Origin of the sequence: Paraglaciecola aquimarina, assembly GCF_032464635.1 — a bacterium.
Classification (GTDB): domain Bacteria; phylum Pseudomonadota; class Gammaproteobacteria; order Enterobacterales; family Alteromonadaceae; genus Paraglaciecola; species Paraglaciecola aquimarina.
Genome location: NZ_JAWDIO010000002.1, coordinates 119,403 through 138,535, shown reverse-complemented (window position 1 = coordinate 138,535; position 19,133 = coordinate 119,403). Strand labels below are relative to the sequence as shown.

General features: G+C 42.2%; 10 protein-coding genes and 1 pseudogene. 6 read left to right on the top strand and 5 right to left on the bottom strand.

Annotated features, from left to right (window positions below):
- The first annotated feature begins 423 nt into the window (after positions 1-423).
- From RS130_RS01375 to RS130_RS01345, 6 genes and pseudogenes are all read left to right on the top strand, one after another.
- Positions 424-3,756, top strand: a complete 3,333-nt coding sequence (locus tag RS130_RS01375) for a TonB-dependent receptor (RefSeq protein ID WP_316024457.1) — start codon at positions 424-426, stop codon at positions 3,754-3,756.
- Between the two features lie 485 nt (positions 3,757-4,241).
- Positions 4,242-5,802 (top strand): annotated as a pseudogene (locus RS130_RS23645) (tryptophan halogenase family protein).
- The gene (locus RS130_RS01360; protein ID WP_316024455.1) at positions 5,799-7,268 is read left to right on the top strand and encodes a tryptophan 7-halogenase; all 1,470 of its coding nucleotides are present in this window, start codon (positions 5,799-5,801) and stop codon (positions 7,266-7,268) included. Before RS130_RS23645 ends, RS130_RS01360 begins: the two are co-directional and overlap by 4 nt.
- A gap of 16 nt (positions 7,269-7,284) precedes the next feature.
- On the top strand, positions 7,285-8,787 hold the full coding sequence (locus tag RS130_RS01355) for a tryptophan halogenase family protein (RefSeq protein ID WP_316024454.1): 1,503 nt from the start codon (positions 7,285-7,287) through the stop codon (positions 8,785-8,787).
- 47 nt (positions 8,788-8,834) lie between these two features.
- The gene (locus tag RS130_RS01350) at positions 8,835-9,524 is read left to right on the top strand and encodes a DUF6445 family protein (protein ID WP_316024453.1); all 690 of its coding nucleotides are present in this window, start codon (positions 8,835-8,837) and stop codon (positions 9,522-9,524) included.
- A gap of 116 nt (positions 9,525-9,640) precedes the next feature.
- On the top strand, positions 9,641-11,473 hold the full coding sequence (locus RS130_RS01345; protein WP_316024452.1) for a DUF5060 domain-containing protein: 1,833 nt from the start codon (positions 9,641-9,643) through the stop codon (positions 11,471-11,473).
- A 106-nt stretch (positions 11,474-11,579) separates the two neighbouring features.
- Here RS130_RS01345 and RS130_RS01340 read toward each other — a convergent pair whose 3' ends face one another.
- The 5 genes from RS130_RS01340 to RS130_RS01320 form a co-directional block, all read right to left on the bottom strand.
- Positions 11,580-12,593, bottom strand: a complete 1,014-nt coding sequence (locus tag RS130_RS01340) for a LacI family DNA-binding transcriptional regulator (RefSeq protein WP_316024451.1) — start codon at positions 12,591-12,593, stop codon at positions 11,580-11,582.
- Positions 12,594-13,033: 440 nt separating this feature from the next.
- A complete protein-coding gene (locus tag RS130_RS01335) occupies positions 13,034-14,533 on the bottom strand; it encodes a tryptophan halogenase family protein (protein WP_316024450.1) in 1,500 nt (499 codons plus the stop codon).
- A 4-nt stretch (positions 14,534-14,537) separates the two neighbouring features.
- Entirely contained in the window at positions 14,538-16,082 is a 1,545-nt protein-coding gene (locus tag RS130_RS01330; RefSeq protein WP_316024449.1) for a tryptophan halogenase family protein, read from the bottom strand.
- Positions 16,079-17,581, bottom strand: coding sequence for a tryptophan 7-halogenase (locus tag RS130_RS01325; RefSeq protein WP_316024448.1), 1,503 nt, complete (start codon positions 17,579-17,581; stop codon positions 16,079-16,081). The genes RS130_RS01330 and RS130_RS01325 overlap by 4 nt, the downstream gene beginning before the upstream one ends.
- Before the next feature lie 31 nt (positions 17,582-17,612).
- Positions 17,613-19,124 (bottom strand): tryptophan halogenase family protein, encoded by a 1,512-nt coding sequence (locus RS130_RS01320; RefSeq protein WP_316024447.1) that lies wholly within the window; start codon positions 19,122-19,124, stop codon positions 17,613-17,615.
- Positions 19,125-19,133 lie beyond the last annotated feature (9 nt).

Sequence of the window (19,133 nt, the reverse complement as noted above, 5' to 3'; positions counted from 1 at the left end):
AGTTGTAGAATGCTCTAAGAATTGATTGGCGTTGCTATTTGATTCATCTTACATGCCAACGTTCTTCTTATGTAATGCTTAATAGGGAGAGATATTGTTACCCAGTGAGCGAATTAAGTGTAGCAAAAAGTATTAGTGACTTAATTTAACTTGCAGGTAAAATACTACTTCACGTTAACAAAATGTTGCAAATTAAACTGAAATCGTTTTCAATTGGTGGGTGGAAACTTGCAAATATAACGAATAATTATAATAGCTAAAGTTAGCGGTGTAGCTCAATTCTGTCACCGTTAAGCATGGTAAAACTTTGACAAAAACGTTTAGTGGTAATTGAAGGTAAATCTATCTTTGCTATGTCTGGGAATGGGTTTATATATTATTTACTAGATGTCGCTCTTTTACACATATGAGAGGTAAACATTAATGTCTACACATAATAAAAATACACACCAACCCGTTTTTAGAAAATCCCTGATGGCATTAGCTATGATGGGAATCTGTGTTTCAGCAACTGGACAGGAAGCTGGGCCGACCGAAGAGGATGAACTTGAAATTATCGAAGTATCGGGTACTCGAGCCAACCTGCTGAATGCCCAGAATATTAAACGTAACTCGGCTACTGTAGTCGATTCAATTACCGCTGCCGACATTGGCTCGTTGCCAGATCGAAGCGTATTAGAAGCCATCCAGCGACTACCCGGTGTTTCAATAGAACTCTTCGCAGGTCCAGATGATCCAGATCATTTCAGTGTAGAGGGCTCAGGTGCTGTAATTCGAGGTTTAACCCAAACTCGCTCTGAGTTTAATGGTCGCGATTCTTTTTCAGCTAATTCTAGCCGGGGTTTATCGTTCCAAGATGTGTCACCTGAATTAATGGGCGGTGTTGACGTATTTAAAAATCAAACCGCTGACATGATTGAAGGCGGTATTGGCGGCACTATTAGTTTACGTACTCGTAAGCCATTTGATGAACAAGGCCAAGTGTTTGCTTTTAACCTTGATTATTCATACGGCAGCTTAGCCAAAGAAGGTACGCCAACATTCTCTGTTCTTTATAGTAATCGTTGGCAAACGGATGCAGGTGAATTCGGTTTTTTAGGCAATTACGCTAGGTCTGAGTTAGTTGGTGAGACGCATGGTATCCAAAGTGATGCAGTAGTTGAATATTATGCCCGTGACCTAACTGGTGCAGAAGAATTCGCAGGCAGTGATAATGACGGACGCGTGTGGGTGCCTCAAGCTTCAAATGCACTGAAAAAGACTGATGAAAGAGAACGAGAAGGCATGGCATTGGCCTTACAATTTGAGAACAATGACGAAACATTCTTAGCGACGTTCCAGTATTTACGTTCTGATTCAAACCTTGCTTGGAATGAAAGGGCCATTAAGTACCAAGGGGGTTATCAAGATATTGATAGTAGAACTATGCGAGGCTTAGAAGGTACAGAGTTTACCTTTGACGATCGTGGCGTGTTTGAGTCAGGAACTATGGTACAGGGTACCGATGGTTGGCGTTCAGGCGATGCGAATGCTAATCGTATCCCTCGAGCTTGGGGTGATAATTCGACGTCACAATGGGGCTTAAATACGCAAATGGATAGCCGAGTTAACGAAACAAGCTCGTTGGTTGAGGACTATTCTTTAAACGTTAAGTGGCAAGCGACAGAAAATTTAGAATTGATTGCAGATGTGCAGTACATCAAGGCTGATGCGAGTAATGATGATCTTGCTGTGCACAACAATGCATGGGCTATTCAACAGTATGATATTACGGGTGATACGCCAATATTGAACCTTATTGAACCGTGGAATGGCGCTCGAGATGCTAATCCAGATGCTTATAAAACCTACCCTGATGGAGCTAGTACAGACGGCGTTTCAGATTCAAATCCAACTGGGCATGTTGACTACCCAGGCTTTAGTGGTGACCCAGCAGGGGATAGCAATTACTTTGCTGATCCAGCCAGTTATTGGAGTCGTTCAGCTATGGATCACTATGAACGCTCAGATGGAGACTCAAAAGCATTCAGATTAGATGGCACCTATTTCTTAGATGATGCTGGAATGTTCACTACTGTGAAAGCCGGGGTTCGTTATTCTAAACGTGAGCAAACGGTACGTCGCACTGGCTGGAATTGGGGATCGTTGGCGCCTGAGTGGGGGGCAGATACAGGTTGGTTAGATCAGGTTGACCCTGATGGTTCTACCTATGAAGTAGTGGATTGGTCTGACTTTCATGGCGGCGGCACGGTTAATATTTCTGGTAACCAATCTTTACACGCAAGTGAAAGTTATATTCGTTCATTAATGGGGGCAAATGCCGAAACAAACTTTGCTGATCTGAAATCAGGCAGCGGAAGCTGGTTCCCCTATCCAGGACGAGAAGAAGATCCAAATTTCAATAGTCAACTCGATGATAAATACGGCATTTTTAGCCCCGGTGAAATTAATTACACAGAAGAAACCAACAAGGCTTATTATGTTAGGTTGGATTTTGAGCATGATGACAATGTAAGATTCTCAGGTAATATCGGTTTACGCTATATCGAGCTAGATCGTACTTCACTTGGCTCAGTCAAATTTGCTGATTTAGTGCCTACTTTTGCAGCGCCAACTGGCGTAGATACGCCCTTAACCCCTACTAGTGTACTGACTTATCTTGAAAATCAAGTGGCCGATGGGTTGTTTCCAGATGTGCTAACGGCATTGCAATCTGAAGGAGAAAACGGCACGCCGAATAATCAGTGGATTTTGGATCAGAATAACTATTTGACTGATGAAGTCCTAGCTTATGGTGACAACTCTGAGCAATTGGTAGCAGCAGATACAACCTATTCAGCTTGGTTGCCGAGTTTTAATGTTAAATTTGAGGTAACCGATGACATTATTGCTCGTTTAGGGATTGCCAAGGCCATCGCTTATCCTGATATGAGTGATGTGAGAAACAGGAATGACATAGGTGTGCGCGACTTAAATGTTGTGCGCCCTGTTACTCCCGAGCCAGAAGAAGGTGAAGAGCCAAGTGAACCAACAGCTGAAGAAAGTCTCATCCAAGGTGTAACTGTTTCTGGTTGGACAAGTAGTGGTGGCAATCCATTCCTTGAACCTATGGAATCTATTCAAATGGACCTTGCATTAGAGTGGTATTTTGCCGATGTAGGTCAATTAAGTGCGACTTTGTTCCGTAAGAATTTGGATAAGTTTTTCATCCAAGGCTCTGTTTATCAGAATATTACTAATCCAACGACAGGTGTGACCCAAACCGTTGATGTTTCCACTACCCGAAACGGTGGTAAAGCGAAGATGAATGGTATTGAAGTGGCATATCAACAATTCTTTGATATGTTACCTGCACCTTTCGATGGTTTAGGCCTGCAGGCAACGTACACTTACATAGATGCGTCAGGTGTACCAAACAATGAAATTAATATCGAAGATGAAGATTTCATTGGCGATCCAGCAACAGACACGGGTATTCGTGTTGATTTAGATGTAATTCCTCTTCAGGGGCAGTCTCGGGAAACCGCTAATTTAGTAACCATGTATGAAAAAGATAAATGGAGTGCACGGATAGCATATAACTGGCGTTCTCGTTACCTGTTAACAACCCGTGATGTTATCAGTAAAGCACCATTATGGAATGAAGACAGAGGGCAGATGGATGCGTCAGTTTTCTATAAGATCAATGACAACATTACGGTTGGGATCAAGGAACAAACCTCACAAATACTCAAACTAGAACCACTATGTTGTTAAATAATGATTATTTAGATACGGGTCGTTCTTGGTTTGTGGCAGATAGACGGTTTGCCTTAGTTGCACGTGGTAATTTTTAATAAATTGATGTAAATCCAGATCAAAATGCGTCTAGTGATGATTAGGCGCATTTTTTATTGATTGAAATATTTAACCGAGATCCTGGATAAGCCAGAATCTCTGGGTAACGTTCTTTTTTGTATCTAGCTGCGTTGGATTGTTTAGCAATAACACGTTATGACGTACAACAATCCGCCTTGCTATACACTAAAAGTTTCGTTACCGAGTAACACTTAGCTGAGGCTATTTAGACAAAACCACATTAAGTTATTGAATTATATTGATATTGCTTAGCGTAACCTAGTGTATAGCTTAAACGATACGTCTAATCCAGAACTCAGGTTACTTAATGGAATGGGTACTAGGTGAGTGTTTTTATCAATGATCTGAATAGAGTTACTGCTCAGTAACCTCCTAGAGGCTTTATGAAACGACAAAAAGTAGTCATATTGGGTGGCGGTAGTGCAGGTTGGATGACGGCTGCCAGTTTGTCTCGTTTTCTATGCTCAAAGCAGTACGAAATTGTTTTAGTGGAATCCGAGAAAATAGGCACGGTTGGCGTGGGTGAAGCCACTTTGCCTCATCTTAGAAGCTTTAATCAATTATTAGGGATTGATGAAAATGAGTTTATGCGTGAGACGGGCGCAACCTATAAACTCGCCATTCAATTTCCCGGTTGGGGCAAACAAGAGAGTAGTTATTTTCATCCTTTTGGTTTAAGTGGTCATGATATCCAAGGGGTCGACTTTCATCATTATTGGCTTCGACTCAATAAGCTAGGGAAAGCCAAAGCGTTTGATCAATATTCCATTGCGGTTGAAGCTGCCCAGCAAAATAAGTTCAGTTACCCTAGTGATAATCCAAATGACATTCAATCCAACTATGGCTACGCCTTTCATTTAGATGCCAGTTTATATGCTAAGTACTTACGAAAATTTGCTGAAACCAATGGGGTGACGCGGTTTGAAGGTAAAGTACAGCAAGTCCTACTACATACAGAAAAGCATCAGTATGCCAATATTGGTGATGTGGCCAGTTTGCTATTGGCGTCAGGGCAAAAAATTGATGGTGACTTATTCATAGATTGTTCTGGCTTTATTGGTTTGATAATAGAGAAAGCCTTGAAAACAGGCTATGAAGACTGGACTCATTGGCTACCTTGTGATCGCGCTATAGCCGTACCTACAGAGCGAACTAACACCCCCTCCATACACAAGAGCCAGCGCTAAATCTGCTGGCTGGCAATGGCGGATCCCCCTGCAACATCGTACTGGCAATGGCATTGTATACAGTAGCGCATATTTATCAGAAAGTGAGGCTGAACAGAGTTTACTGCGAGATGTTGAAGAGCAGCCAACCGCCGACTTAAACAAACTGCGTTTTGTAACGGGTAAGCGAAAAAAATCATGGCATCGAAATTGTGTGGCTATTGGTCTAGCAGCAGGTTTTTTAGAACCATTAGAATCCACTAGTTTGTATTTAGTGCAAATAGCTATACAAAAGTTACTCGAACATTTCCCCAACCAGCAAATCAATAATATTGAACGAGACAGCTTCAATCGCCAGATCGACAATGAGTATCTACGTGCCCGAGATTTTATTATTTTACATTATAAGGTTAACCAAAGAACCGACTCTGATTTTTGGCAAGATTGCCAAGCTATGTCGGTGCCAGATTCTGTTGCTAGCCAATTAGACTTATTTGCTGAAAGCGCAAGAATAAAGGTTTACCGGCAGGGCCTGTTTTTACCAGCCAGTTGGCTAGCAGTCTGTTTCGGCCAAGGCTTTATCCCAAAAAATTATGATGCACGAGTAGATAGTGTTGCAGTCGACGTTTTGGATAAGCACTTTGACGATTATAGCCAAGTGATAAAACAGGCCGTTAGCGCTATGCCAACGCATGCAAAAAGTATTGCTGACACGGCAAATTCTGCACAGAGACGTTATGCAACCGCGGCAAAAAGTTTGTATGGAATTAACGCATGAGCCAGATGATCGAAAAAATAGCGGTGCTAGGCTCAGGTATGCAACTCGCCATGAGCGTGGCCATATTAGCTCATTCATTAAAGCCTTTTAATGTCAAAGTCGCCGCCGTTGAGGTCCCCGAAGAAAACAGTGATAGTTCGGTAGAGGTGTGTGGCCCTGAGTTTTCACCACTATGTGCAATATTGGGTTTAAATGAAGTAGAAATACTTCGAAAATGCGCCGCTACCTTTCGCTTGGGTGATAGTTATTCAGTTAATGAGCAGCAATGGTTTGTGCCTTTTGCGCATATGGGCTTAAGCGCTAAACAAGATGATTTCGAACAGGGCTTGTTTCAGTATTTGGCTAGTCAGCAACGAACCAATATAGCTCCATACTGCACCGCGGCGAGTGCTGCGGCTGCCGGTAAGTTTGCTATCGCAGGTCATGACCGCGCAGATTTACGCGCCGCTTTAGAATATGGGGTGCAATTGGACAAGCAAAAATACCTAGCTTGTTTAACAGCGGCAGTTCAACATTTGAATGTTGAAAAGGTTGGATTGCATAGTGCTGATATTAGATGGATTGGTGAACAACATTTATCTGAAGTTCGATGTGCGGAACAAAGGGTTAAGGCTGATTTCTGGATAGATGTCAGACAGAGTAAGCCGTTGCCAGCAAACCTGACGCCAGATAGCAAATCTAGCTCAAAGCCCGTAAATGAGTTATTACCAATTACTCATACTGGCGAATGGAGCAGCCCGCAGTTTGATTTAACTAAGCCCTATACCCAATTTAAACGCCTAAAGAACGCTTGGCTACGTATTATTTATTTGAGAGAGCGCACGATATACAAGATATTGATAACCAATGAATCGTTAGACTTAGCCCAAGTTTCTGATGAATTAAGACTGTTAGGGATTAGCCTACCTGATGATTTGCCACTGGCTAAAGTAATGAGTCATGTTGAGCAAACACCTTGGCAGAAAAATGTACTCACTTTAGGTCATCAATCTGTGTGCTTGGGAGACTTTATGTTTTCTGAGTTGCAACTACTGCAAAGTGCACTAGTGCAGTTTTTGGATGTGTTGCCTAGTCTACCCATTGGTCAGCATAACAGAGCTGCTTATAATCAAGAATGGCAAAAATTTATTCAGGAGGCGCAGGATTACTCTTCGCTGCATTTTGCCCTACATAACGGTGACTATTCGGCATTGCCACAATCCTTAACTGAGCGGATCCAAGTGTTCGAGCGCTTAGGACGTTTGAGCCCAATATTAAGTGATGCAGCAACCGAAGGTCAGTGGTATCACATGTTGTATGGCATTGGGCTGAGGCCACAACTTCATTCTGCAGTTTTATCTAAAGTGAGTGGTGCAGAGCTTGAAGCCGGCATACATAAAGTGCAGCATTCAATGAGTGGTTTGGTGGCTGGAATGCCATCTCATGAGCAATACTTGCATCGCTTTTATCCCCTATTTTCTGTCTAGCTACGAGAGCTGAATTATGAAAGACAAACGAATCAGAAAAATTATTATTGTTGGTGGTGGAACTGCTGGGTACATGGCTGCGGCTGCATTAACTAAAGTGTTATCTAAAGACAACTGCCAAGTAAAATTAATTGAGTCTGAGCAAATCGGCACTGTTGGCGTGGGCGAGGCGACTATCCCGCAAATTCAACTTTATAATAAATTGATTGGCTTGGATGAAAATGATTTTGTCAGGAAAACCAAAGCCACCTTTAAACTGGCCATTCAATTTTGTGACTGGAACAAAATTGGTAGTAGTTATTACCATGCCTTCGGTGATGTGGGTAAAGATATGGAAGGGGTGCAGTTTTACCATTACTGGCTGAAAATGCGCCAGTTAGGTAAAGCATCGGGTATTGATGATTACACCTTATCTTCAACGGCCTGTGAGCAGCAGAAATTTATGCGTTCTATCGATGCGGGTAATTCGCCCTTATCTAATATTGCCTATGCCTTTCATTTTGATGCAGGTTTGTATGCTTTGTATCTGCGAGAATTGTCTGAAAAGGCTGGGCTAGTGCGAGTTGAAGGTAAGGTGGTAACTACCCAGCTTCAAGAAAATGGTCATGTAGAGTCTGTCACATTGGAAAATGGTGACACTCATGAGGCTGACTTTTTTATTGATTGTTCTGGGTTTAGAGGATTATTGATTGAAGAAGCGTTACATACAGGCTATGACGATTGGAGCGAATGGTTACCTTGCGATAGTGCTGTCACAGCGCCAAGTGAAAATGCAGGCTCGCCTATCCCTTATACTCGCTCTACGGCGAAAAAGGCGGGGTGGCAATGGCGCATTCCTTTGCAACATCGTATTGGAAATGGCTATGTATATTGTAGTAAATATACTTCTGACCAAGAAGCCAAACAGACGCTGCTCGATGGTTTAGATGGGAAACTTTTGGCTGAGCCGAGAGTGATTCGTTTTAAAACCGGTAAGCGCAAACAATTTTGGAACAAAAATGTGCTGGCTCTTGGCTTAGCCGCTGGCTTTATGGAGCCTTTGGAGTCTACTAGCATTCATTTAGTACAAGCGGCATTGTCTAAGCTATTTACATTTTTTCCTACTTTGTCATTCGATCAAGTGGACATTGATGAATATAACCGTCAGTCGGAATTTGAGTGGCAGAGGATCCGTGATTTTTTGATTTTGCATTATCACGCTACCGAGCGAGATGACTCTGACTTTTGGTTACATTGTCGAAACATGCCTATTCCCCCTGAGCTCACCCACAAAATCGAGCAATTCAAACGTAACGGTAGAGTGGCACGGAATGACAACGAAATGTTCAATGATTTGAGCTGGTTTGAGGTGATGTACGGCCAAGGCATTATTCCTGACTCATATCATGCCCTAGTGGATAACTTCCCAGAGGATGAACTGGAAAGACGATTACAAGGGATTAAAAAAGTCATGGTTAATTCGGTAGACTATATGCCATCTCATCAAGCTTTTATCGATAAAAACTGTAAGGCTGAATAGGTGTTGCTTGCAAGCTTAAGTGCCAATTTTCAATTTAGTTGCCTGTCATGTTGAGCACTAAATTGAGCCACGAGGTACGACATATCGGCCTTGAGCAACAGCCTATATTGATTATTGATGACTTTGTAAGAGACGCCAAAAGCCTAATTGACTACGCCATGACGCGGCAAGATGTGGCGCCGGCAACAGGACATTACCCAGGATTGCGTTCTCAAGCTCCTCAGTTGTACCAAACATGTCTGGTTTCTAGCATCACGGAATTGTTGCACAGCACGTTTAGCCTTGACAGTGACCAGCTAAAACAGGCAGATAGTTATTTTTCGGTGGTAGCCACTCCAGTCAGGGAGTTGTCAGTTATTCAGCAGTTAGCCCACTTTGATCAGCCTAAAGAACACGAGTTGGCGGTTATTCATTATCTATGTAATGAAAGTCATGGTGGCACGTCTTTTTATCGCCATCGTTCTAGTGGCTACGAATATATTAATCAATCACGACATCAAGCTTACCTCACTCAGTTAGAGCAAGAGGTTTCGCACAGAGGTGCCTCACATCAAGCCAAATATTTACATGGTGATGATGAAATTTTTGAGCGTATTTTTTCGGTTCCAGCAAAGTTTAATCGTGCTGTGATTTATCGCTGCTCTAGTTTGCACTCTGGAGATATTCCTAGTGATTACCAATTTGATATGAACCCATACACTGGCCGTTTCACTATCGCGTCTTTTGTGCATGGTTAATAGCAATCTGAAATGGCGGGATAAATTGGGGGGCGTTTGGCCACAATCGCTAACAATTAAATAACTAACAGAGACTGTTTAATTGATTGAAAATTAAAATGAATCAAGGATATGTAATGAAGACTAAAGTACTTGGTATAGTTTGGTGTGCAACCTTATGGGCTGTGTTAAGCGCATGTAGTGCGGATAAAAAAGAACAGCAAGTCATACCCATATATCAACAATGGCATACCGTTTCTTTATCATTTATTGGCAACGCCACGAATGAACAAGCGCAGGTCAATCCATTCACCGACACTCGATTACTGGTGCGCTTTACACACCAAGATAAAAGCTATGTGGTCAGAGGTTTTTATGCTGCAGATGGTGATGCGGCTAATACTAGTGCAGATAGTGGTTCTGTGTGGCAAGTGAGGTTCAACCCAGATGAAGTAGGCGAATGGCAATATCAGGCTTACTTGCATCAAGGTAAAAAAATTGCCATTAGCCGGTCTTTAGATGAAGGCACTCTTGTGAAATTGAAAGAAAATTCTGGACGTTTTAAGGTTGTAGAGTCTGATAAAAAAGGACGGGACTTTAGAGCCAAAGGAAAGTTGATTGCCAAAGGGCGTTATTTAGGTTTTTCCAAAGATGATAAGCCTTGGTTAAAAGTCGGCACCAATAGCCCAGAAAATTTTCTAGCTTATGTTGATTTTGATGATACCTATCGAGGTGAGTTAGAGCATCAACATGAGGATGCGCCACAAGCCGATACCCTTCATGCATATGCCCCGCACGCAAAAGATTGGCAACAAGGAGATATCACATGGGGCAATGCTAAGGGCAAGAATATAATTGGTGCAACCAATTATTTAGCCAGTATGGGCATGAACTCGGTTTATTTTTTAACCATGAATATTGGTGGCGATGGCAAAGATGTGTGGCCATATACCGGTTATGAAGAGCGTGAGCGTTTTGATGTCAGTAAGTTAGAGCAGTGGAATCTGTTGTTCGAGCATATGCAGCAACAAGGCTTAGCACTGCATATTGTGACCCAAGAAACAGAAAATGAAACGATGTTAGATGGTGGCGATCTGGGCTTTCATCGCCAGCTTTATTATCAAGAACTAATCGCTAGATTTGGCCATCATTTAGCGCTTATTTGGGATTTAGGGGAGGAAAATGGTCCAGTGGACTTTTCACCTATTGGCCAAACTCCTGAACAACGTAGAGCTATGGCTCGCTATTTCGTCAAAAACGACCCTTATGCGCACCCTGTTTATCTACACACTCATGCCAGCGAGCATCATAGACAAGAAACCTTGCCAGAGGTGATATCAGAAACCGCCATTACAGGTTTGTCATTCCAAGTGGATCAACCGGTAAACGTGCATCAGGCTATTTTAAGTTGGCGTAAAAAAGCGCAAGAAAAAGGCAACAACATACAAATAAGCATGGATGAAATAGGTATTTGGCAAGAAGGATTAAAACCCGACGCTGATGATCCTGAACATAATATTTTACGTCAACAAGTACTGTGGGGCAGTTTAATGGCTGGCGCTTCGGGTACAGAGTGGTATTTTGGCTATAACTTTCCTCACAATGATCTAAGTGCAGAAGATTGGCGAAGCCGTCACAATATGTGGCAGCAAACCTCAATTGCTGAACAATTGTTAAGCCAATTTCAGCTAAATAATTTTCAGCCTCAAGACCAGCTTACTGTTAGAAAAGATGATTATGTATTAGCTGAAGAAGGTAAAACCTATCTCGTTTATTTACCCAGCGCTACGGGGGTAAACGAATTGCAGCTAAGTTTAGGGGCATATACAGTGCAGTGGTTCAACCCTAGACAAGGGGGAGCTTTAGCGAATGGCACAACTGCTCAAATAACCACTAGTCAAAATAACTTTGGGTTACCGTCTGAGGATCCCGAACTAGATTGGCTGGCTGTGATTAGCTTATTAAAGTAAGCCCTTTTAGGTGTTGAAACGTTAAGCAAAGTCGCCCTGCCCATTCGGTTTTTTGTGTACTGTTTGCGGCGGTCTATCCACCGCCAATCTGCAATGAATGGATAGCTTATTTGCTCGACTCACGTAAGCAAACTTGGTAGGGCAATATATGACGTTTTACCACTGAAGGATTATTCGTTAGGCTATTTTCAGGTTCAGTAAGTAGTTTAATCGCCAGAATAGCCATATCTTTTAGTGGCTGGCGGATTGTGGAAATACGTGGCCAAACTGTCGAGGCGAGTTCAGTATCATCGAAGCCTACCACTGAAATTTGCTCGGGAATATCTAATCGATTTTTGTGGGCAACAGACATCGCGGCGGCTGCCATTTCGTCATTGCTGGCAAAAATCGCATCAGGTAGTTCTGTAAGTGACAATAATTTTTCTGCGGCAACAAGCCCAGACTTATAAGTAAAATCACCTTGCTCAATATATTCTGGTGGCGACAGTAAACGGTGTGAACGCAGTGCATCCAAGTACCCTTGGTATCGCAGTCTACTGACCCCTTGATTTTCATTGCCAATAATGTGCGCAATGCGTTTATGTCCAGATTTAACAAGATGTTCGGTAATGTCGTAAGCGGCTTGATAATCATCCATACAAACGTAGGCGCTTGCGAGTAAATCGATGTCAGGTGCAATACGCACAAATGGAATATTCACCTCTTTTAATAGCGCTAATACTTCTGGTATATCTGTTAGCGGAGGTAACAAAATCATTCCGTCCACTTTTGTCTCATGAATCAATTCTTTTACAATAGACAGCGCTTTGCCAATTTCTCCCGCAGTTTCATCAATGACAATATGATAGCCATTGGTACGACATTGTTTTAAAGCGCCCACCAAAAACTTACTGACATAATTGGCATTAACGTGTTCACATACAATGCCAATAAAATAAGATTTGGAACTGGACAATTGGCGTGCAGCCACATTTGGACTGTAATTTAACTCTTTCGCTAGCGCCTCTATTCTTTGCCTAGTCTTAGCTCCAACTTTAGGTTCGTTGTTCATGACACGGGAGACTGTCATCAAAGATACGCCGGCTTTATCAGCGATATCTTTTAACTTTACTTTGGACATAAATCGGCTTTAAATCTCTTGATAATGTAAAATATTAAGTTAACACTCTATTGATAAAATTCCAAAAAAATCAACTAATTGTCAGTTAATTTGGGACTGACAGCGCTGCTCAATAAAGACTCGTTCTGTCGGTATTTTACCTAAAGGATTTTCCCACGCCTACTCTTATATCTTTGCTCTTGGATATTTAAGGTTCTACAAATAAAAGCTATCAATTTTAGCAAATATTGAAGCGCTAGATATTTGTGAGTACATATTAGACCGTCATAAAACCACAAAATAGTAACGGCGAAAGCTACGTTTAGCTTAGGAGAATAGTGACTATTTATTGATAACAGTTAGTTTTGCAGTTAGGCAACCGGTTAGTAATAAGTAAATACTTTGTCGGCATATAACTCATCTGTTGACTTCGGCTCTATAGTTTATTTGGCTAAGTCAAACTAGGGTAATTTAGCCAGAAACGCTTCATGTGATGGCATGATACTTAAACACTTTTGTGTCACGGTATGAATTTCCTCCATTCGCCTTTTCATTTCTTGTTCGTCTAAAAAATTGGCGATAGGGTGATAACGTTGAGGGTGAATACCTTGGCCATTAAATACGGCAAACCAACTGCTGTGATTAAATAAGCCTTTGTCTTCGCTATATAAGCGCGCATTTTCTTTATAAATAGCTATGCGTTTCTGTAGCGATTCTGGAATGGACATTTCCCGTACGTAGTTCCAAAAAGGGCTATCGTTTCGTGTTGTGGCTTTATAATGCAGAATTAAGAAATCTCTGATTTGCACATACTCAGTCTTGGTACGCTCGTTATAGAAATCAATGTCCGGTTGATTAAACGACATATCTGGGAAGTTAGTCATTAGCCTGGCAATGGCGGTTTGTATTAAGTGTATTGATGTGGACTCAAGAGGTTCTAAAAAACCCGAAGCCAAGCCAATGGCAACCACATTCTTGTTCCAGGGCTGCTTTCTGATGCCTGTTGTAAACCTCAACTGACGAGCATCTGAGATGGGAGCGGTATCAAGGTCTTGGCTTAAACTGTCGAGAGCATCTTGGTCAGTTAAAAATTGGCTTGAGTATACGTAACCATTGCCGGTTCGTGATTGCAGCGGAATACGCCACTGCCAGCCTGCGGGCTTAGCCGTCGCTCGGGTATAGGGAGGCAGCTCGGTCATACGCTCGCTAAGGCGTGTTACCGCGCTGTCACAGGGTAAATAATGCGACCAATCTTCATATCCCGTCTTTAACGTTTCTTCGATTAATAAGCCTTTAAAACCTGAACAATCAATAAACAAGTCACCTTTAATACATTCGCCATCTTCTAATGTGACCGATTCAATGTGACCTGTGTTGGCTGCTTGAGTGACCTTAACTATTTTACCTTCGGTTCTGGTGACGCCATTTTTTTCAGAAAAATTCCGTAGAAAGGCTGCATACAATGCCGCGTCAAATTGATAAGCGTAGGACAAGGCACTTAGTGGGCTGCCTTTCAAGTCAGGACGTGCAGGGGCGTATTTGCCTACCTTGGCAGCTTGGATTTGTAGGTTAAATTCATCGATTGGTTTGGCAGTACCGGTTTTCTGTTGGCGTAACCACATGTGATGAAAATGAATGCCTTCCATATCCATGCCATAGGGGCCAAATGAATGAAAATAAGACTGACCAATTTTGTGCCAATCAACAAACTCAATACCGTATTTGAAGGTCGCATTGGTTTGTTTAATAAAGTTGTTTTCATCAATACCTAACAGCCGATTAAAGTATTGAATATGCGGGACGGTGGCTTCACCCACACCTATCGTGCCTATGGCTTCAGATTCAATAATTCGGATATTGATTTTTTTGTTACCGAGAAGTCTCGACATGCCGGCAGCTGACATCCATCCTGCCGTTCCGCCCCCCACAATGACGATATCTTTAACGTCCATAGCTTGCATAAAATTACCTGCTTAAAATTAAAAATGGAAAATCAAATCGAAGAATCTGCATATTTTTTGATAAATTCGGCATGGGGGGCATGTTTAAACTCGCTTGTTGCATCGCCCGTTGCATACTTTGTAAGCTCTGTGCAATGTTTTGTATAGGCACACCAAGCAACATTGGTTCAGCTGTTTCAGGATAGACATTTTGACCTATCATTACCGCCACCCAGCTAGAGGTTGAAAATAACTCGTGGTCATCTCTGAATACTCGTCCAGCGCACTGAAATAAATCCATTTTGTGTTGCAAAGAGTCTGGTATTGCCATGTTTTTACAATAGCGCCAAAACTCACTGTCGGTGCGCTGTGTGGCTTTGTAATGCAAGATAATGAAATCTCTGACTTGACTAAATTCACGGGTCATTAAGCGGTTGTATTCTTCTATTACCTTAGCGGCCGGCGTTAAAGATGGGTATAACGCAAGAAAGCGGCTTATGCCCTGTTGTATCAAGAAAATAGACGTTGACTCTAAAGGCTCCAAAAAACCACTCGCTAAACCAATAGCGACACAGTTTTTATCCCAGAACTTATCGCGGCATCCAGTAGTAAATCTTATGGTGCGTGGGTCTGCAAGAGCTGGGGCGTCAAGTCCTTGTATAAGTATATCGGTAGCTTGCTGATCATCCATAAAATCAGTGCTATAAATGTGGCCGTTTCCTGTCCTATGCTGAGTGGGAATACGCCATTGCCAACCCGCTGGTTTGGCCATCGATTTAGTGAAAGGCAGTAACTCGCCTTGACGTTCAGTGGCTATGGCTTGTGCACTGTTACATGGCAGCCACTTCGACCAATCATGAAAAGAAACTCCCAGTGTTTGGCCTAACAATTTTGACTGAAATCCCGTGCAGTCAAAAAAGAAATCGCCCTCAACGCGCTCCTTGTTTTGCATGACAAGTGCCGAAATATTCTCTGTCTGTTCATTTTGTAGGATCTGCTCGATGCGGCCTTCTATTCTTTTCACACCACGCTTTTCTGCGTAGTCTCTTAGAAACAAAGCGTATGCAGTTGCATCAAAGTGATAGGCATAACCCATTTGCGATAAAAGCGACTTAGGATTTTCGTCAGGGAGGGTAAATTTCATGCTTTTAGCGGCTACCGCGCATATGCTGTATTCTTCTAAAGCATTGGTGTTACCCGCCTGCCTTGTATGTAGCCAAAATTGATGGAAATCAATACCATTCATATCCACGCCATGGTTGCCAAATGGATGAAAGTATTTATCCCCTAGGTTGCCCCAATCACTAAACTCTATGCCCAGCTTAAACGTTCCATTGGTTGCCTTTAAAAATTCCGCCTCACCAATGCCTAGCATGCGATTGAAGTTTACAATGTCAGGAATGGTAGCTTCACCTACTCCTACGGTACCAATTTCTGTAGATTCTACTAATACAATTTGAACGTCATCAGGCCTTAACATACTCGATAGAGCCGCGGCAGTCATCCATCCTGCGGTGCCACCGCCAGCGATAACGATTTTTCGGATGCGATTGGTCGATGATTGATTCATGCTTGTCTCTTTAAATAATTCAAAAACTTTTCTGTATAAAGTGAACAGGGTGGCATTTTGGCTACCATGGCTGCAATTGCGTTTTGGGTTTGTAATAAGTGTTGTTTAACACCTGTGTTGTCGATGTTGTCGCACAGACTATTTAGGCGCCTTGGAAAACGCTGCATACCGAAATGTAGAATAACCCAATCTTCAGCGTAGAAGGGTTCAAGGTCGTAGGAAACGATTAGTCCACGATGTAAGTATTGCACTAGTTTTCTATCAAGGAGTGCTTGTGTTTCACTATCAATTAGCTGATTCTTCTTGGCATGTGAGTCTTGCAAAACATGCCTAGTATCGGTCAATGCCAAGTTAAATAGTGCAGCATGCTGAACATCTAACTTATAGCGACGATTGTACTCTTTTTGCTCCAGTTGCATGTTATTCGAGATTGGAATTAACTCTAAGAGACGCTCAATATCAAGCTTGAGCAATCTAAAGGGCGCATTTGAAAATGGCTCTAGTACCGCGGCACTTAGGCTCATTGCCACGCAATTACCTACCCAAGCTTGCTCTTGATAACCGATATTAACGCTTATTGAGGTAACTGAATTGACAGAGTGCTCGACTTTTTCAGAAGCATCTTTATCACTAACAGCTTGCAATACTTGGCTAGAATCTTGTAAGTAAAGCGTCGATTGCCAAGAGTCCCCATGTCCTGATATTTGGTTACATGGTTTCATTTTCCTGTCATTTTCGTGAGTTAACAGGGACACGTTTATACGCGAATCCCCTTGCTTTTTTACGTCCAAGGCACTAATTAATTTAGCGTCTGGACCCGAACAGTCAATAAACAAATCGGCCTCAATGCTCGAATCATCATTTAGTCGCAAGCGAGCAATATGCTCATCCTCCACTTCGACTTCTAAAAGATCTGATTGAATTAGATTTATCTTTCTCTGGATGATCTCATTTAGCAGAAATAATGCGTAATTTTGATAATCAAAATTATACCCATACTCAGCTCTAGACAATGGTAATGCCGGTTGATTTTGCGGTGGATGAGCAAACTTGTGCTGTAAAGCAGACTGGGCGCCCGCTAAGTACGGTTGTATGTCTTGGTTGTGTTTTAACAAAACCTGATGGAAATCGATGCCCAACTTTGAGGTAAATGGCAGATTAAAGGCTTGTATCCAGTCAAATTTTTTATCAGTCCAATTTTGATAATGGGTTCCAAAGGAAAAGCTTGAGTTAGTGTGTTGTAGTAACTGTGCCTCAGTGATCCCCATGGCTAAATGTAAATTATAAGCATCTGGTGTAGCCGTTCCCCCATACAATATATCGCTATGAGTTTGATCAGCGGGCAAAATTAAAGAAAGCGTTACTCGACCAGCAAGTGCGTTATGAATGGTCAGGGCCGATACAAAAGCTGCAATGCTATGGCCATATATTACGATATCGAGGTTTTGCGAAGCCGTTGTACTGGCGGGCTTGCGCGTCTGCGCTTGATTTTTATTCATTTACAATATTCCTTACGCTACTTCAGTAAAGTCATGCTAAATAGTGATCCAAAAAGGCTTGGTGTTCTTCAGCCTGATCTAAACCTAGCTTGATATCTTCGCGCATCGCATATGCTCTGGTACGTATATTATCGGTACCAAAGGCTAACACCCTAGGATCAACATCATGGGGAACTAAGTTTTGTCCGAGCATGACCGCCACCCAGCTTGGTGGTAAAAAAGCCCCTATTTGATAGCGTTGAATGTAGCCTCGATGCATCCATAAATCTAACTTTTCTTGTAGGCTATCTGGTAGCGCCATGTTTTTAAAATACGCCCACATAGGGCTATCATCACGGTCATTTGCAACATAGTGTAGTAATAGGAAGTCCCGAATACGCTCGTATTCTAAGCTCATCTGCGCATTGTATTCTTTAATATCTAGCTCATTTATTGTGAAGGTACTTGACTGGGTTTGTTGGTCTTCAAATGCTGGAAATAGCTCGATTAACTTAGTAATGCCTTCTTGAATTAAGTGAATGGATGTGGATTCGAGAGGTTCTAAAAAACCTGCTGACAATCCGATTGCCACCACATTGTTTTTCCAAAAATGATTTCTACGACCAGTTGTAAACCTAAGCTGGCGAGGCTCTGCCAGCGCTTTACCGTCTAATTGCTCCATTAGTGAATGTTGGGCTTGGTCGTCACTAAGAAATTGGCTGCAATACACGTGACCATTTCCGGTGCGGTGTTGTAACGGAATGCGCCATATCCAGCCTGCTTCTTTCGCTGTTGAGCGCGTATAAGGAGTGAGCGGCGCGGTACCCTCACAAGGCACAGCAATGGCTCGGTCACAGGGTAACCAAGTAGACCAATCTTGGTAGCCAGATTGTAGGGCTTGTTCTATCAGCAGGCCCCTAAATCCGGAGCAATCAATAAAAAGGTTAGCGTTAACCCTGGTTCCATTATTGAGGCTTAGCTCGGAGATATCCCCAGTATTTTTGTTTAACTTTGTGTTAACAACTTTTCCTTCAATTCTATTCACTCCAAGGTTGCAGGAAAATTCTCGTAAGTACTGCGCATATAGGTTGGAGTCAAATTGATAGGCATAACCAAAGGCGTTTTTTAAATCATGCAATTCGACCTGTGGTATTGAAAACTTGTTAGCCATCGCAGCGCTAATTCCAAAGGCATACTGATCTAATCTCCCTATGTTTTTGTCTTTATTAGCCAACAACCAATACTGATAAAAGTCGATTGAATTTATTTTATCGCCAAAGTCGCCAAAAGGGTGAATGTACCTATTTCCCTTGGCTCCCCAGTCGATAAACTCAATTCCTAGTTTAAAGGTTGCTTGGGTTTTGCGCATGAAATCACGTTCGTCAATCCCCAAAGTTTGATTGAAAAACCTTATATGTGGCAAGGTGGCTTCACCCACTCCTACGGTACCAATTTCATCAGATTCAATTAGGGTAATTTGCAGTTTTTTCCTCGAAAATTTCTTTGCAAGTGCTGCTGCTGTCATCCATCCAGCAGAACCTCCTCCTACGATACATAAGTGCATAATATTGCT

Coding starts and splice junctions, on each gene's coding strand:
- RS130_RS01335 (WP_316024450.1), bottom strand. CDS start 14,533: ATGCAAGCTATGGACGTTAAAGATATCGTCATTGTGGGGGGCGGAACG.
- RS130_RS01345 (WP_316024452.1), top strand. CDS start 9,641: ATGAAGACTAAAGTACTTGGTATAGTTTGGTGTGCAACCTTATGGGCT.
- RS130_RS01330 (WP_316024449.1), bottom strand. CDS start 16,082: ATGAATCAATCATCGACCAATCGCATCCGAAAAATCGTTATCGCTGGC.
- RS130_RS01355 (WP_316024454.1), top strand. CDS start 7,285: ATGAAAGACAAACGAATCAGAAAAATTATTATTGTTGGTGGTGGAACT.
- RS130_RS01325 (WP_316024448.1), bottom strand. CDS start 17,581: ATGAATAAAAATCAAGCGCAGACGCGCAAGCCCGCCAGTACAACGGCT.
- RS130_RS01320 (WP_316024447.1), bottom strand. CDS start 19,124: ATGCACTTATGTATCGTAGGAGGAGGTTCTGCTGGATGGATGACAGCA.
- RS130_RS01375 (WP_316024457.1), top strand. CDS start 424: ATGTCTACACATAATAAAAATACACACCAACCCGTTTTTAGAAAATCC.
- RS130_RS01350 (WP_316024453.1), top strand. CDS start 8,835: ATGTTGAGCACTAAATTGAGCCACGAGGTACGACATATCGGCCTTGAG.
- RS130_RS01360 (WP_316024455.1), top strand. CDS start 5,799: ATGAGCCAGATGATCGAAAAAATAGCGGTGCTAGGCTCAGGTATGCAA.
- RS130_RS01340 (WP_316024451.1), bottom strand. CDS start 12,593: ATGTCCAAAGTAAAGTTAAAAGATATCGCTGATAAAGCCGGCGTATCT.